The organism is Rubrobacter tropicus (assembly GCF_011492945.1).
GTDB lineage: Bacteria > Actinomycetota > Rubrobacteria > Rubrobacterales > Rubrobacteraceae > Rubrobacter_D > Rubrobacter_D tropicus.
Genome location: NZ_CP045119.1, coordinates 119,790 through 134,025, shown reverse-complemented (window position 1 = coordinate 134,025; position 14,236 = coordinate 119,790). Strand labels below are relative to the sequence as shown.

The following is a 14,236-nucleotide window of genomic DNA, read 5'->3' as shown; positions in this document are numbered from 1 at the left end:
TTTCAGCGGTCAGCTTCTTTGCTCTTGCTGAAAGCTGACCGCTGATGGCTGACAGCTTTGCAGGGAGGTTCTACCTCTCTGCAAACCGCTTTAGAGAAGGCCGGAGCCGGGGCCGTCGTTGCCCCGGCTCCTCCTATGCCAGCCCGCGCGAGTACAGCCTCTTCAGGTCCGGCTCGTTCGAGGCGTCGAGGACAACTTTCTCGAAGGTAATGGCCGCGTTCGGGCCGTCGAGTTCGAGCGTGGCGACCTGATTGGCGAAGAAGGGGTCTTCGTGGGTGAGGCTCCAGGTGAGGTTTTCGGGCCTTACGCCGGCCAGGCGGGCGAGCAGGCGCGCGAGTACGGCGACTATCCGGTTCCAGGCCTTCTCTTGCAGAAAAGACTTTTCTTCGGGGAGGGCGTTGCGTAAGGGCGAGCAGACGGCCTGGTAGATCCGGCTGGCGGGTTCCGCGTCCCGGAAGTCCGCCTCGGCGAGGTAGCCGTGGTGGACGTCGCCGGAGAGGACGAGGACCGTCGAGGGCGGGCCCCCCTTCCGGCCTGTGGCGACGCCCTTTATAAGGTCGGCCATCTGCGTGAAGGAGCCGTGAAACGAGGCCCAGTGGTCGAGGTCCTGGGAGCGGCGGAGGTTCTCTGACCACTTCGCGGCGCGTTTGCCCCAGGCGCCGGAGCAGAGCCTCTCGTTCCAGGCCTGGAGGTGGTGCATGCCGGGGCCGAGCATCAGGGGGAGTGAAGTCGCGAGGAGGAGGTGGTCGAAGTCGCCGGCGGCCTTGTCCTCTATCCAGGACCACTCTTCGTCGTCAACCATGGAGCGGCTGCCCTCGTCCAGCACCCTTCCTCCCCTGGAGTCGATCGCGAGCAGGCGGACTTTGCCGAGGTCGCGGCAGAAGCTCCAGCGCGCCACCGTGGAGTCCCGGTGGGATCGGTAGGCCGCCTCCCGGAGGAGGGGCCAGGCGTCGTCGGCGGTTCTAATGTCGGCGTAGAGGTCGTTGTCTTTCAGTTCTTCGGGGGAGAGATTTCCGAGGTGCTGGTAGATCAGATACGAGACGTGGCCGCCGGCTATCTGGTCGTTCCAGTAGGGCCGGTGGCGCATCTCCTCGACCCAGGCGGCAGATACGTTCCAGTCGTCGCCGACCTCGTGGTCGTCGAAGATCATGGCCGAGGGAACCGTGGAGAGGAGCCAGCGGATCGCGGGGTCCCCCCAGGCGTCGCGGTAGATGCGGGCGTACTCCTCGAAGTCCGCCACGACCTCGCCCGGGGCGTCGCCGGTGTCGCGGCGCGAACGGATGAACTCGAGGGTTTCGAAGGGGGGTTTGTGCGCGTAGATCTGGTCCCCCAGGAGCACCAACGCGTGCGGCAACTCTCCGGACGGCTTGCCCCCGAGCCTCATCGCCGTCGCGTACAGGGCGTCCACGCCGAGCCCCCTCGCGTCCTCCGAAAGGTCCAGGGTGTAAGGCTCCTCGTGGGGGGCCGAGATGCGGCACGAGCCGAAGACGAGCCTGACGGCTTCGCCCTCGCGCGCCGCGCGCACGACGCTCGGGGGGAAAGGCGAGCCGGTCTCGGGCCAGACCGGCTCGCCGTCGAGCCTGACCTCGTACTCGTACGTTTCGCCTGGCTGTAGGCCCGTTACGTGGACCAGGGCGTAGTGATGGCCGCCCACGCGAAACGTGGGCGAGGAGCAGCCCAGGACCTCGACCTCGCAGGCTGCATCCGTCTCGACCCAGACCGTTGCCTCGGACGGTCCGGCGTAGCGCAACACGGGTCCGAGGACGAGTTCAGGCACCCGCGCCGCCGATCCCTCTTTCGTGTCCCACGCGAGCCCTCCTCTCCGCCACAGGCCGCAAGCATACACCCACAGGACATCCCGCACCCGTATAGAATTGCGCCCGGCGAAGGTTACCGAGAGGGAGGAAGCAGATGTCCGACGCGAGGCTTGCGGTCGTCACGGGGGCGTCGTCCGGGATCGGGGCTGCGACGGCCCGGGCGCTGGCGAAGGGCGGCTTCGAGGTGGCCCTCGGCGCGAGGCGCAAAAAGCGCATCGACGCCCTGGCGGAAGAGATCGGGGGCCACGCCAGGGAGCTGGACGTTGCCGACTCGAACTCGGTGGAAGACTTCGCCGCGTGGACGGAGGAGTTGGGCGGGGCTTCGGTGCTGGTCAACAACGCGGGCGGGGCGAAGGGGCTGGAGCCCGTAGCGGAGATGCGCGAGGACCGCTGGCGCTGGATGTACGAGGTGAACGTGCTCGGGCTCGCGATGATGACGAAAGCGCTCCTGCCCCAGATCCGCCGCTCCGGCAACGGCCACGTGGTCATCATCGGCTCCGCGGCCGGGACGGAGACGTACGCCGGGGGCGCCGGCTACGCCGCGGCCAAGTTCGGGGCCCACGCCGTCTTCGGCAGCCTGAGGCTCGAGCTTCTGGGCGAAGACGTGCGGGTCACGGAGGTCATGCCAGGGGCTGTGCGCACCGAGTTCGGCCTCGTGCGGTTCGAGGGCGACGAGGAGAAGGCCGAAGCGCCGTACAAGGGGATTACCCCTCTCACCCCGGAAGACGTCGCCGAGTGCGTGCGCTGGGCCGTCACCCTCCCCCCGCACGTAAACGTGGACCGCCTCGACGTCAGGCCCGTGCGCCAGGGCGCCGTCACCCTCTTCGCCCGCGACGAGTAGAGCCGGTCAGCCGAAAAGCTGAGAGCGTAGGCCAAGCCGGAGCGGGCTGACCGGCTGAAGTGCTGACTAGCTGAAATGCTTATTTGCTAGAATCGGGCTATGCAAAGCAGACAGAGAGTATTCAGCGGCATACAGCCCAGTGGCAACCTGACCATCGGCAACTACCTCGGGGCTTTGAAAAACTGGGTTGCGATTCAGGACGACTACGAGAACTACTTCTGCGTCGTTGATTTGCACGTGCTCACCGTGCCGCAGGACCCGAAGGTTTTGCGGCAGAAGATCCGGGAGGCGGCCGCGATCTACTTTGCCTCGGGCATCGACCCGGAGAAGTCCGTGGTCTTCCGCCAGAGCCGCGTCTCCGAGCACGCCGAGCTCGCCTGGCTCCTTAACTGCATAGCGAAGGTCGGGGAGCTCTCGCGCATGACCCAGTTCAAGGACAAGGCCCAGAAGGGCGGCGCCGACTCGGCGAGCGGGGGGCTCTTCGACTACCCCGTGCTCCAGGCCGCGGACGTGCTCCTGTACAACGCGCACCTCGTGCCCGTCGGGGAGGATCAGCGCCAGCACCTGGAGCTCATGCGGACGCTCGCGCGCAGGTTCAACAACCTGTACGGCGAGACGTTCGTCGTGCCGGAGATCTTTGTCCCGAAGAGCGGAGCGCGGGTCATGGCGCTGGACGATCCCACGTCCAAGATGAGCAAGAGCAGTTCCGCGCCGGGCAGCTACGTGGCGATCCTCGACGACCCCGACACGGTGCGGCGCAAGATCCGGCGCGCAAAGACCGACTCGGGCTCGGAGATAACCGCCTCCCCGGACAAACCCGCCATCACCAACCTCCTGGACGTCTACGCCGCCGCCACGGGCCGCCCCGTCTCCGAGATAGAAGCCCGGTACGAGGGCAAGGGCTACGGCGACTTCAAGAAGGACCTCGGCGAGGTCGTCGTCGAGACCCTGGCCCCCATCCGCGAACGGGCGCTGGAACTCCTCGACGACCCGAAGGAGCTCGACGACCTCCTCGAATCCGGCGCCGAGAGGGCCCGCAAGGTCGCCCGACCGACCCTGCGCTACGCCTGGACCAGGATGGGCCTGGACTAGTGGACCGAAAGGGGACGGGCCGGGTGCTCGCACGGCCGTGACGCCCCCCGCGCTCGTCCTCGTGCCGGGGCTCCTGTGCGACGAACGGCTGTGGCGCCATCAGGCCGGGGGCCTGGCGGACCTCGCGGGCCGGGTCCTTATTCCCAACGTGACCGGCCAGGACTCCGTGGCGGGGATGGCGGGCAGCATCCTGAGGACTGCGCCAGAGCGGTTCGCGCTCGCGGGCCTCTCGATGGGGGGCTACGTCTCCCTGGAGATCGTGCGGCAGGCGCCCGAACGCGTCGAGGCCCTCGCCCTGCTCGACACCTCGGCCAGGCCCGACACCCGGGAGCAGACGGCGGCGCGGCTCGCGCTCATCGAGCTCGCCCGGGCCGGCCGGTTCGACGAAGTGTGGCGCACGCTCCTCCCGAAGATAGTCCACCCCGACAGGGCCGAAGACCCCGGGCTCCGCTCCACCGTGCGGCAGATGGCCCACGCCGTCGGTCCGGGAGGTTTCGAGCGGCAGGAGCGGGCGATCATAGGCCGCCCGGACAGCCGCGGCGACCTGCCTGGCATCTCCTGTCCGGTCCTCGTCCTCTGCGGGCGGGACGACGCCCTCACGCCCCCGCACCTGCACGAAGAACTCGCCGACGGAATACCGGGGGCGCGCTTCCGCCAGGTCGACGACTGCGGCCACCTCTCGACCCTGGAACGACCGGAAGCCGTCACGCGCGCCATGCGCTCGTGGCTCGAACCCCTGACGGACCGGCCCACGAAGGACACCCACCAAAAATCGTAGGACCTTGAGGCACGAGGGCCGCACCAAGTCCCCGACACCTCAAGACCCAAAGCGGGCTGCCAACCGTCAGCCATCCGCCGTCAGCTCTCCATTCTTCCGCTGATGGCTATACTGCGGAAGATCTTGCAGGCCTTCAAGCGCCGGGGGACAGATGCGACGCCTCAGGACCACGCTCGACCGCATAGACCGCAAAGGCTACGGCGCTTACAAGGACCTCTCCGGCTCCTTCGAGTTCGACGGCTTCACGCTGTTTGTCGACAGGGTCCAGCGCGACCCGTTCGCCCCGCCTTCCCTGGTCAGGATCAGGACCAAGGACAACCGCTTCGACCAGAGACTCTTCGGCAATCCTGTCCGCCGGATGGCTTTCGAGGATTTCCTGACGCGGGGTGTGGACCGGGCGATCCGGAGGGTCGTGCGGGGCAACCGCGGTTCGGGCGGGAGCGGGAGGGTCGAGATCCAACGCCCATCCCAGAAAGTCCTTCTCCGTACCTCGATGGTGGCCGAACGGGACTACGTCGAGGCGCGGATGGCCGTCGGCCTCCCGGCCCGGGGACGGAGCGTCGACGGCCGCGCGGCCCGCGCCGTGCTTCTCGAGGAGCTGCCGGAGATCGTCGGCCTTGCGCTGAAGCCGGAGAGCCTAAACGGGGAGAGGGCCAGGCTACACGTCGAGACGGTGGAGGACGCGGAGTATTTGAGGGATCTACTCCCCTCCCTCGGCCTCGTGGCGTTCGTGGCCGATGGGTCGGTGCTGCCGCGGGAGAGCGGGGCGAGCGACCGGCCTCTTGGCGAGGGCGCGGTGCCTTTCGAGAGCCCGGACGAGTTCCGGGTCGACGTGGGGTTGCCGAACCGGGGCGCGGTTGCGGGAATGGGGATTCCGGAGGGCGTTACGCTTGTTGCGGGGGGTGGATTTCACGGGAAGAGCACGCTGCTCTCGGCGCTGGCGTGGGGAGTCTACGACCACGTGCCCGGGGACGGGCGGGAGCTCGTGGTGGCGCGCGGGGACGCGGTCAAGGTGAGGGCCGAGGATGGGCGGAGCGTGGCGGGGGTGGACATCTCGGCCATGATCGGGGACCTCCCGGGCGGGAGGTCCACAGGCAGCTTCTCCACCCCGAACGCCTCGGGCTCGACCTCGCAGGCCGCGAACATCGCGGAGGCCCTGGAAGTGGGCACATCCCTGCTCCTGGTGGACGAGGACACCAGCGCCACCAACTTCATGATCCGGGACGAGAGGATGCGCGAGCTCGTCCGCCGCGAGCCCATCACGCCGTTTATCGACCTGGTCCGCCCGCTCCACCGCTCCTTGGACGTCTCGACGGTGGTGGTCGTCGGCGGGGTCGGAGACTACCTGGACGTGGCTGACCGCGTGATCCTGCTCGAAGACTACGCCGCCTCGGACGCCACGGAGAAGGCCCGCGAGGTCGTCGGGCGCTACCCGCCCCGCGCCACCCTCGATGGGCGGGAGATGAACCCGCCGGGGCCACGCCGCCTGCGGGCGGGCTACCTGGACCTCCGGCGCGGGAAGCGGGAGACGGCCAGGGGCAGGGGCCTCGAAGCGATAGAGCTGGGCCGGGAGCGGGTCGACCTCTCCTCGGTGGAGCAACTCGCCGAGGCCGGCCAGACAGAGGCCGCGGCCCGCATCATCGGGCGGTTCGCGGCGGGCGGGGACGCGGGAACGAAAGAGATGGCCGAGCAGGCGTTGGCCGATGTCGCCAGGGAGGGGCTTGACGCCCTGAGCCAGTTTAGGGGGCATCCGGGTGAGATGAGTTTGCCGCGGGCGCAGGAGTTGGCGGCGGCGGTCAACCGCGTCAGGTCCTTGAGGGCGGATCCGGGGGCGTAGCAGGGGGCGCGGGCTGTTATCATTACGGGTATCTGCGGAGAGATCAGGGAAGGACGGATGAGCGAGCCCGGTATCGAAGAGTCCGGAAGGGACGACACCACCACGCCGCCGTGGTTCAGGATGAAAGCCGTGTTCGTGCACCTGTACACGGCCAGCGGCGCCGTGCTCGCGCTCCTCATGCTCGTCGCGGCCTTCCAGGGCGAGGCCGTAAAGGCGCTCTGGCTGATGTTCTTCTCCCTCCTCATAGACTCCACCGACGGCCTGCTGGCCCGCCGCTTTCGGGTGAGCGAGGCGCTACCCTCCATCGACGGGGCGCTGCTGGACAACATCGTCGACTACATGACCTACGTCCTCGCCCCGATGGTGCTCCTTTGGAGCGAGGGCTACCTGCCGGAGGGCAACGCCGGCATCGTGCTCGCCTCGCTGCCGCTTTTGGCGTCGAGCTACCAGTTCTGCCGGGTGGACGCCAAGACCGACGACCACTTCTTTTTGGGTTTCCCGAGCTACTTCAACGTCGTGGCCTTCTACGCCATCGTGTTCGGGCCGAGCCCGGGGACGCTGGCGGCCGTGCTCGTCGTGTGCTCCTTCCTGGTCTTCGTTCCGATCCGCTACGTGTACCCGACGCGGACCGTGATCTTCCGCAGGATCTCGCTGACCCTCACCGCGCTCTGGCTCGCAAGCTACGCGGCCATCCTGTGGCAGATGCCCGACCCGAACCCCCTCATCCTGGCCTTCTCCGTCGTCTACCTCTTCTACTACTTCGGCCTCAGCCTCTACCTCTCGGCCAAGATGCTCGAAGCCCGTCGCCTGGAGGAACAACCGGAAGGGTAGCTCCTCCCTTCGGTCGTCGCGCACGCTCCAACTTACGCCTCCGCTTTCAGCCCGGCGCTTCGCGCCTCGTCAGCGTGCTTCGGCCTGCTCCGCAGGCCTCGCTCTCAGCACGCCTCCCTCGGAGGCTCTCAGCTAAAGTCGTCTCGTGGCGTTGCCTCTCTCGACGCCCGAACCGCCGCGCGTGGCGCAGCCCGGTTGCGCCCCGCACGGCTGAAAGCTGACAGGCTGAGAGCGAGGGGCTGCGAAGCAGACCCGTAGCGTGCTGACTAGCTGGTAGGCTTTCCGATGTTTGTCGAGGAGAACGGAGGCAGCAGTCATGGCTTTGAACGAAACTCTGTTGAGGCGGTTGATCGAGACGCCGGGGGTGTCGGGGCGGGAGGAGCAGCAGCGGGCCATCTCCCGCGAGGAGCTGGGCGCGCTCGCAGACGAGGTCCGCACGGACCTTATGGGGAGTGTGATCGGCACGAAGAAAGGCAGCGACGACGTTCGTGTCATGGTCGCCGCCCACACCGATGAGATCGGCTTCCTGGTCAAGCACATAGACGACAAGGGCTTCCTGAGGCTCCAGACCCTCGGCGGCCACGACCCGTCGAACATGGTCTCCCAGCGCGTCGTCGTGACCACCGCGGGCGGCGAGGCTTTGAAGGGCGCCCTCCAGCCCCAGCGCAAACCGCCCCACATCGCGACCGAGGTCGACAAGAAGCCGCCCACGGCCGACGAGTTCTTCGTCGACCTCGGGATGGAGGCCGACGAGGTGAAGGAGAAGGTTCGCGTCGGGGATTACGCGGTCATGGACAGGACCCTCGAGAAGGTCGGGGCCAACTACATCGGCAAGGCGATGGACGACCGGATCGGCGTCTTCGTCATGTACGAGGCGATGAGGGCGCTCGGCGACCACGAGGCGACCGTGTACGCCGCAGCGACTTCCCAGGAGGAGGTGGGACTGCGCGGGGCCGCGGCCAGCGGGTCGGCGCTCCGGCCCACGGTCGTCGTGGCGCTCGACGTGACGCTCGCGATGGACATACCGGGCGGGGGGAACGAGAACGAGATCAGCGCTCTAGGCAAGGGCGTGGCGCTCAAGATCATGGACGGCTACTCCATAAGCCACCCGAAGCTCGTCGAGCACTTCCGCGCCATAGCGGAGCGCGAGAACATCCCGCACCAGATGGAGATACTCCCCTTCGGCGGCACCGACGCGGGCGGCGTCCAGCGCCTGCACGGCGGCATCCCGGCCATCACCCTCTCCATCCCCTGTCGCTACGTCCACACCCCGAACGAGATGGTCAACGCCGAAGACGTCCAGGCCGCCATAACGCTCCTCGCCCGCTACCTCGAAGAGGCCCACACGGGAGACTACGCGCTGTAGAAGACCGGCGGGCGGGAGTCGGGGGAGTTTTGACCACCGCCTGAGACGCCAACAGGGGGAGCTACGGCTAGATCAGCGCGATTGCTCAAGCACGTAGACGTGGAGCGAGTCGGGCAGGGTCTCGGGCGTCAGTTCGAGCTCGGGTCCGCCGACCCTGGTCACGGCGTCGGCCGGGCAGCGTTCGAGGAAGGTCTCGACGGGCTCGATCTCGAGCACGCCCCGTGGGCTGAAGTAGTGCATCGGGATCACCACGCGCGGGCCGATGGCGGCTATGGCCGCGTCGAGGTCTTCGAGCGAGATCGTCGCGTGGGCGCCGGTGAGCGCGAAGAGCACGTCCACGTTCCCGGCCAGCGCGTCGAGGTGCGCCTCCGGGACGGGGTTCCCGATGTCGCCCATGTGAAGCACGCGCAGGCCCCCTAGCGTGAACAGGTACAGGGCGTTCGCGTCGGGGTCGCGCCCGAAGTCGAAGGTCATGCTCTCCATGGCGGGGAACGGGCGGATATGGAGGCCAAGCACTTCTTTTCCTTCCGGGGGCAACTCCAGCGCGTTCACGACCGTGGGGTCGCCGCGCACGTGGCCCGGGTCGGAGTGGAAGGAGTCGGTGGCCGAGGACATGATCACGAGGTCCGCCGGCTCGTCTATCGGGTCGAAATTCGAGCCCCCGGGACCCGGCGTGTAGGGGTCTGTTACGACGGAGAGCCCGTCGGCCTCCAGGCGGAAGCTGGCGTGGGCGTAGAACGTGATCTTCACTGGCGTCCTTCCGTTGGGATCATCGCGGCGTTACGGGGGCCCGAAGACGGAGATCAGGCGCCCTCCACCTTCTCGCCCTGGAAGAGCTCCCACACCTCGACTATGCCGTCGGTGTTGGCCGAGAACTCCTGCAGGTGCGGGGACTCCATGTGCTTCTCCCACAGGGGCCGGTTCGTCCAGTTCTCGTAGAACATGATCAGTCCCGGGTCCTCGACGGAGCGGTGCATGTCATAGTTCATGCATCCCTCCTCGGCCAGGGTAGGCCCGACGAGCTTGCGGCACTCCTCGAAGAGCCGGTCCTCGGCGCCGCTTTTGGCCTTCAGCTTGGCGATAATGGTTAGCCGATCCACCGCTCCCCTCCTTCTCCCAACGATCCGGCGCGCAGTATGGCATCCTCGCCAGAACCCGTCAATCGGCGGCCCGGCTGGTTATCGGGCGGACTTCGGGTAGCATGTGTGGTTCCAACTGACCGAGGAGGCAGGATGACCGAGAAGAGCTACGACCGGCCGCCCGAGATGGCGCTCAAGCCGGGCTACGACTACCACGCGATCTTCGCCACGGGCAACGGAACCGTGAGGGTACGCCTCTTCGCCGAGGAGGCCCCCGAGACGGTCAACAACTTCGTCTTCCTGGCCCAAGACGGGTACTTCGACGGGACGACGTTCCACCGGGTCATAAAGGACTTCATGGTCCAGGGCGGGGACCCGACGGGGACTGGCACCGGCGGTCCGGGGTACAGGATCCCGGACGAGTTCCACCCCGAGCTTCGTCACGACAAGCCCGGCGTCCTCTCGATGGCGAACGCCGGCCCGAACACGGGCGGCTCGCAGTTCTTCATAACGCACGTGGCGACGCCCTGGCTAGACGGTCGGCACGCCGTCTTCGGCGAGGTCGTCGAAGGGATGGAAGTCGTGAACTCCATAAAGGAGCGCGACCCCCAGCGCGACCGGGAGCCGGGCGAGACCGTCGAGCGCGTCGAGATCGAAGAAGTGCCGAAGGGCTAGGGCGGTTCGCGCGACGAACCGCGCCGGCGGCTTTCAGCGATCGGCTTTCAGCTTTTTGGCCTCGTCGGTGTCCCGTTCAGTGGGCTCGACTCTTTGCAGCCGTTTTGTAGCTTTGCCTGTGGGTGCGGATTTACAGCCCGCGCCCACGGGTAAGCGCTACCCTCGTCGCAGACCGTAACCCGCACGAGGGGAGTCGCATGTCCAAGGAAGTCGCGGATAAATTCGTGGAAGCCCTGTGGAAGCTCGAAGAAGACAGGGACGTCGGAGCCCTCGTCGAGGTCCACACCGAGGACTGCGACGTCGGCAACGTGGCGGTCCCCAAGACCTTCTCGGGCCACGACGGCCTGCGCGAGTTCTGGACGAGCTACCGCGACACCTTCGGCAGCATGAAGAGCGAGTTCCGCAACGTCTTCGCCGACGAAGACGGTCACGCCGCCCTCGAATGGACCACCTCGGGCGACGCCAACGGCAGGGACGTCTCCTACGACGGCGTCAGCCTCCTGGAGATAGAGGACGGCAAGGTAAGCCGCTTCCGCGCCTACTTCGACCCCCGCACCGTAACGAACCAGGTGGTTCGTTAAGCACGCCCGCTTCGCGGGCTTTCAGCACGCTTCAGCCTTCGGCTTCCGCTCTCAGCACGCATCGGCCCGCTCCGCGGCCCTCGCTTTCAGCCCGTCAGCTTCTTGCCGCTCACGGTCCTACCGGGCCGCGCTTGACGCAGCGTTTGGGTTGTCGGAAGACGTATCGCTCACAGACGACCTGGCTGACAGGCTGAAGTGCTGACCGGCTGACTAGCTGCCAGGGCCCCCGGCCCTGGCGGGCGGCCAGAAGCGGACGAGGGCTTCGCCGATGACGTCTTCTTCTGGGACGGGGCCGAAGAAGCGGGAGTCGATCGAGTTCGTCCGGTTGTCGCCCATCATGAAGTAGTGGTTCTCGGGGACGGTTACGGGGCCGAAGGAGCAGGTCTTCGGGTAGCCGGGCTTGCAGGGGTCGTTCTTTACGTACGGTTCTTCGAGGGGGTCGCCGTTTATGTAGAGCTCTCCTTCTCGCAGTCGCAGTCTGTCTCCGGGGAGGCCGACTACACGTTTTATCAGGGGGTCTTCGCCTCCCTGCTGGTCCTCGAAGAGGGCTATGTCGCCCCGTTTCGGGGCCCTTACGTCGTAGGCGAGCTTGTTTATGAGCAGCCGGTCGTTGGCGCATCCCTTGCAACCGTGCAGCGTGGGCTCCATGCTCGCGGAGCCCACGTAGAAGGGGGCGGCGACGACGGGGCGGACGAAGCCGAAGACGAGCGCGAAGGAGATCAGGGCTATTGCCGGGATCTCGAGGAGGGCTTTTAGCGTCGGGTTGATCCGGCGGGTTCGGGCCTCTCGCTCCCCGTTCAAGCTAGAGCGGCCCGATCCTGTCCAGCGGCCAGAAGCGTAGGAAGGCCTCGCCCTCTATGTTCTTTTTCGGGAGCGGCCCGAAGACGCGGGAGTCGGACGAGTTGGCCCTGTTGTCCCCCATCACGAAGACGTGGCCTTTGGGTACCGTTACCGGGGCGAAGAAGCTCCTGTCGGGGAACTTCTTGTTCGTGAAGGGTTCTTCCCGGGGTTTGCCGTCGACGAAGAGGCGGCCGTTTCGAACCGACACCCTGTCGCCGGCGACGGCGACCACGCGCTTTATCAGGTCCGTGTCCTTGTCGTCGACGCTCTGGAAGACGACGATGTCTCCCGGTTTCGGTTCGGTGAAGCGGTAGATGAACTTGTTTACGAGGACCCTGTCGTTGATCTCGAGCGTCGGGATCATGCTCCCCGAAGGTATCCAGAACGCCTCGACCACGAAAGGCCGCACGAAACCGAAGACGAGCGCGAAGGAGACGAGCAGGATGACCAGGTACTCGATGACGCCGCCGCCCTTTTTCTTGCGGCTCGGGCGTTCGCCTTCCGAGGTCCGGAAATGATCGTCTTCGTAGTAAGGCGTTTCGGGCATGAGAACTAAGAATAACGCACGCCGGCGTAAACCGTCGAACTACAGCGGCTCGCAGAAGGAAAGAACCTCGATGTTCGTAAGGCTTCGAGGCACCTAGGTTTAAAGGGGCGCGCCACGAAACCCAAGGCAAGACCCATCCCCAAGAACCCAAAAACCTCAAGGCCCAGTCCTAATGCAAACCGCTGCTAGGCTTCCGGGTTTTCCTGTAGCCTGAAGCCTTCACGCAAGCCGCTGTAAGGGGTGCGTCACGAAACCCCGGGCAAGCCTCGACCCTCCATCCCTAAGAGCCTAAGAACCTGAAAGCCTGAGAACCCTATATACTCGCGATGGGTTCGATCGTTCTGCAAGCCGCTCTAGAACAGGCCGAACGCCTCGGAAAAGAGTCGAAGGGCCACGATCACCATGAAGACCCCGAACCCGGCCCGCAGCTTGGCCTCGGGCATCCAGTCCCGAAGACGCACGCCCAGGGGCGCCCCGATCATCGACCCGACGATGAGCGGCGGCAGGCTCAAAAGTTGCTCAGGGTCCCTGAAACCCGTCGCGATGTACCCCGCCGCCCCGATGATGCCCGTGGTCATCACGACCGCGAGGCTCGTCGAGACCGCCCTCTTCGTGCCGAGCCCCATCCCGAGCACCATGAGGGGTACCATCATGACCCCGCCCCCGACCCCCACCAGCCCGGACAGGGCCCCTATAAAGATCCCCGCGAGAAAGACCAGGGGAAGCGCCACCCTCTTGCCGGGATTCAGGTCTCCCCTGCCTTTGGCCGTGGGGTACGCGAGCGCTATCAGGAGGACTGCGAAGGAGATCTGGACTACCGTCTCCGGCGAGACGCGGCTTATCGCCACCCCGATCAGGGACGAGGGCGCCACGGTCAAAGACAGGATACCGGCGGTCCTCCAGTCGACGGGGTCGTCGCTTTTGGCGTTGCGGATGGTGCCCGAGAGGGAGCTGAAGACGATTATGACCAGGCTCGCGGCGACGGCCTCCTGGATCTCCCACCCCGCCGCGTACACGAGCCCAGGCACGAACACGATCCCGCCACCCACCCCTACCAGCCCGGAGAGGATGCCGCCGACGACGCCTATGACGCCGAGGGCCGCGTACTCCACGTAATCGAGGTCGGCGAGGATTTGCTGGAGAGAGTCCACCGCCACATTCTAGCGGAGGTTGAAGAAATAGCTGTCAGCCTTTAGCTGTCAGCTTTCGGCTTTTGCAGGGATCGCGGAGCGCCACGAAAGGGCGGGCCGATTGCTCATACGTCTCGCGGAGGGATCGTCCCCGGCGTCAGGCCTTTGCACCAGCTGATAGCTGAAGGCTGACAGCTGACAGCTATTTCCGCGAGGAGCGCCAGCGCCAGATGACGTAGACCACGCCGACGATGAACGCGACGGCGACCGCGTAGTCCAGGTAGTGGAGGAAGTCCCCGATCCTCTCCCAGTTCTCCCCGAGCACGTACCCGAGGTACGTCAGCGCGAAGACCCACGGGATACAGCCGAGCAGCGTGTAGACGGAGAACTTCGTGAGGTTCATCTTCGCGGTCCCGGCCGGGAAGGAGATGAACGTGCGCACGACGGGCAGGCAGCGGGAGACGAAGACCGTGAGCTCGCCGTAGCGGTCGAACCACTTCTCGGCTACGTCCAGGTGGTGCGCCCGCACGCCGACGTACCTGCCGTAGCGGAACCACAGCTCGCGACCGCCCCACAGCCCTATAAAGTACGCGACCCACGAGCCGACCAGGTTCCCGAGCACCCCGGCCGTGACGGCGGCGAAGAGCGTCATGCGGCCCTCGGAGACCAGGTAGCCGGCGAAGGGTGAGATGGCCTCTGAGGGGATCAGGATCCCCATGCTCTCCAGCAGCATCAGAACGAAGACCGCCGGCACGCCGTAGCCGCCGATGGTCTCCGTTACGAAGTGTATGAGCGGTGCGAGGATCGCTTCGAGCACGGGGG

The 14,236-nt window shown here is 66.4% G+C and carries 15 protein-coding genes; 8 read left to right on the top strand and 7 right to left on the bottom strand.

Annotated elements, in window-relative coordinates; all coding sequences use genetic code 11:
* Window positions 1-133 precede the first annotated feature (133 nt).
* Window positions 134-1,777 carry a DUF7800 domain-containing protein gene (locus GBA63_RS00680; protein WP_166172526.1) on the bottom strand — a complete coding sequence of 548 codons (1,644 nt, stop codon included), beginning with the start codon at window positions 1,775-1,777 and terminating at the stop codon, window positions 134-136.
* A gap of 134 nt (window positions 1,778-1,911) precedes the next feature.
* On the opposite strand from GBA63_RS00680, the gene GBA63_RS00675 reads away from it, so the two are divergent.
* From GBA63_RS00675 to GBA63_RS00650, 6 genes are all read left to right on the top strand, one after another.
* Window positions 1,912-2,658, top strand: coding sequence for an SDR family oxidoreductase (locus GBA63_RS00675; protein ID WP_166172524.1), 747 nt, complete (start codon window positions 1,912-1,914; stop codon window positions 2,656-2,658).
* 99 nt (window positions 2,659-2,757) lie between these two features.
* Window positions 2,758-3,750 carry a tryptophan--tRNA ligase gene (gene trpS, locus GBA63_RS00670; RefSeq protein WP_166172522.1) on the top strand — a complete coding sequence of 331 codons (993 nt, stop codon included), beginning with the start codon at window positions 2,758-2,760 and terminating at the stop codon, window positions 3,748-3,750.
* 37 nt (window positions 3,751-3,787) lie between these two features.
* The gene (locus GBA63_RS00665) at window positions 3,788-4,528 is read left to right on the top strand and encodes an alpha/beta fold hydrolase (protein ID WP_166172520.1); all 741 of its coding nucleotides are present in this window, start codon (window positions 3,788-3,790) and stop codon (window positions 4,526-4,528) included.
* 151 nt (window positions 4,529-4,679) lie between these two features.
* Window positions 4,680-6,365, top strand: coding sequence for an ABC-ATPase domain-containing protein (locus tag GBA63_RS00660; RefSeq protein WP_166172518.1), 1,686 nt, complete (start codon window positions 4,680-4,682; stop codon window positions 6,363-6,365).
* Window positions 6,366-6,422: 57 nt separating this feature from the next.
* The gene (locus GBA63_RS00655; protein WP_166172516.1) at window positions 6,423-7,196 is read left to right on the top strand and encodes a CDP-alcohol phosphatidyltransferase family protein; all 774 of its coding nucleotides are present in this window, start codon (window positions 6,423-6,425) and stop codon (window positions 7,194-7,196) included.
* Between the two features lie 316 nt (window positions 7,197-7,512).
* Window positions 7,513-8,562: a M42 family metallopeptidase gene (locus tag GBA63_RS00650; protein WP_166172514.1), complete on the top strand. Its 1,050-nt coding sequence runs from the start codon at window positions 7,513-7,515 to the stop codon at window positions 8,560-8,562.
* 72 nt (window positions 8,563-8,634) lie between these two features.
* Here GBA63_RS00650 and GBA63_RS00645 read toward each other — a convergent pair whose 3' ends face one another.
* A complete protein-coding gene (locus GBA63_RS00645) occupies window positions 8,635-9,312 on the bottom strand; it encodes an MBL fold metallo-hydrolase (RefSeq protein WP_166172512.1) in 678 nt (225 codons plus the stop codon).
* 53 nt (window positions 9,313-9,365) lie between these two features.
* Window positions 9,366-9,662, bottom strand: coding sequence for a putative quinol monooxygenase (locus GBA63_RS00640; RefSeq protein ID WP_166172510.1), 297 nt, complete (start codon window positions 9,660-9,662; stop codon window positions 9,366-9,368).
* A gap of 165 nt (window positions 9,663-9,827) precedes the next feature.
* On the opposite strand from GBA63_RS00640, the gene GBA63_RS00635 reads away from it, so the two are divergent.
* Window positions 9,828-10,316 (top strand): peptidylprolyl isomerase, encoded by a 489-nt coding sequence (locus GBA63_RS00635; RefSeq protein ID WP_166179679.1) that lies wholly within the window; start codon window positions 9,828-9,830, stop codon window positions 10,314-10,316.
* 197 nt (window positions 10,317-10,513) lie between these two features.
* Entirely contained in the window at window positions 10,514-10,897 is a 384-nt protein-coding gene (locus tag GBA63_RS00630) for a nuclear transport factor 2 family protein (protein ID WP_166172508.1), read from the top strand.
* A 210-nt stretch (window positions 10,898-11,107) separates the two neighbouring features.
* On the opposite strand, the gene lepB (GBA63_RS00625) is transcribed toward GBA63_RS00630, so the two are convergent.
* From lepB (GBA63_RS00625) to GBA63_RS00610, 4 genes are all read right to left on the bottom strand, one after another.
* Window positions 11,108-11,698: a signal peptidase I gene (lepB, locus tag GBA63_RS00625; protein ID WP_166172506.1), complete on the bottom strand. Its 591-nt coding sequence runs from the start codon at window positions 11,696-11,698 to the stop codon at window positions 11,108-11,110.
* A 1-nt stretch (window position 11,699) separates the two neighbouring features.
* Entirely contained in the window at window positions 11,700-12,284 is a 585-nt protein-coding gene (gene lepB / locus GBA63_RS00620; RefSeq protein WP_166172504.1) for a signal peptidase I, read from the bottom strand.
* Window positions 12,285-12,637: 353 nt separating this feature from the next.
* On the bottom strand, window positions 12,638-13,435 hold the full coding sequence (locus GBA63_RS00615; RefSeq protein ID WP_228282246.1) for a sulfite exporter TauE/SafE family protein: 798 nt from the start codon (window positions 13,433-13,435) through the stop codon (window positions 12,638-12,640).
* A gap of 181 nt (window positions 13,436-13,616) precedes the next feature.
* Window positions 13,617-14,231, bottom strand: a complete 615-nt coding sequence (locus tag GBA63_RS00610; RefSeq protein ID WP_166172500.1) for a DedA family protein — start codon at window positions 14,229-14,231, stop codon at window positions 13,617-13,619.
* Between the last annotated feature and the right edge of the window lie 5 nt (window positions 14,232-14,236).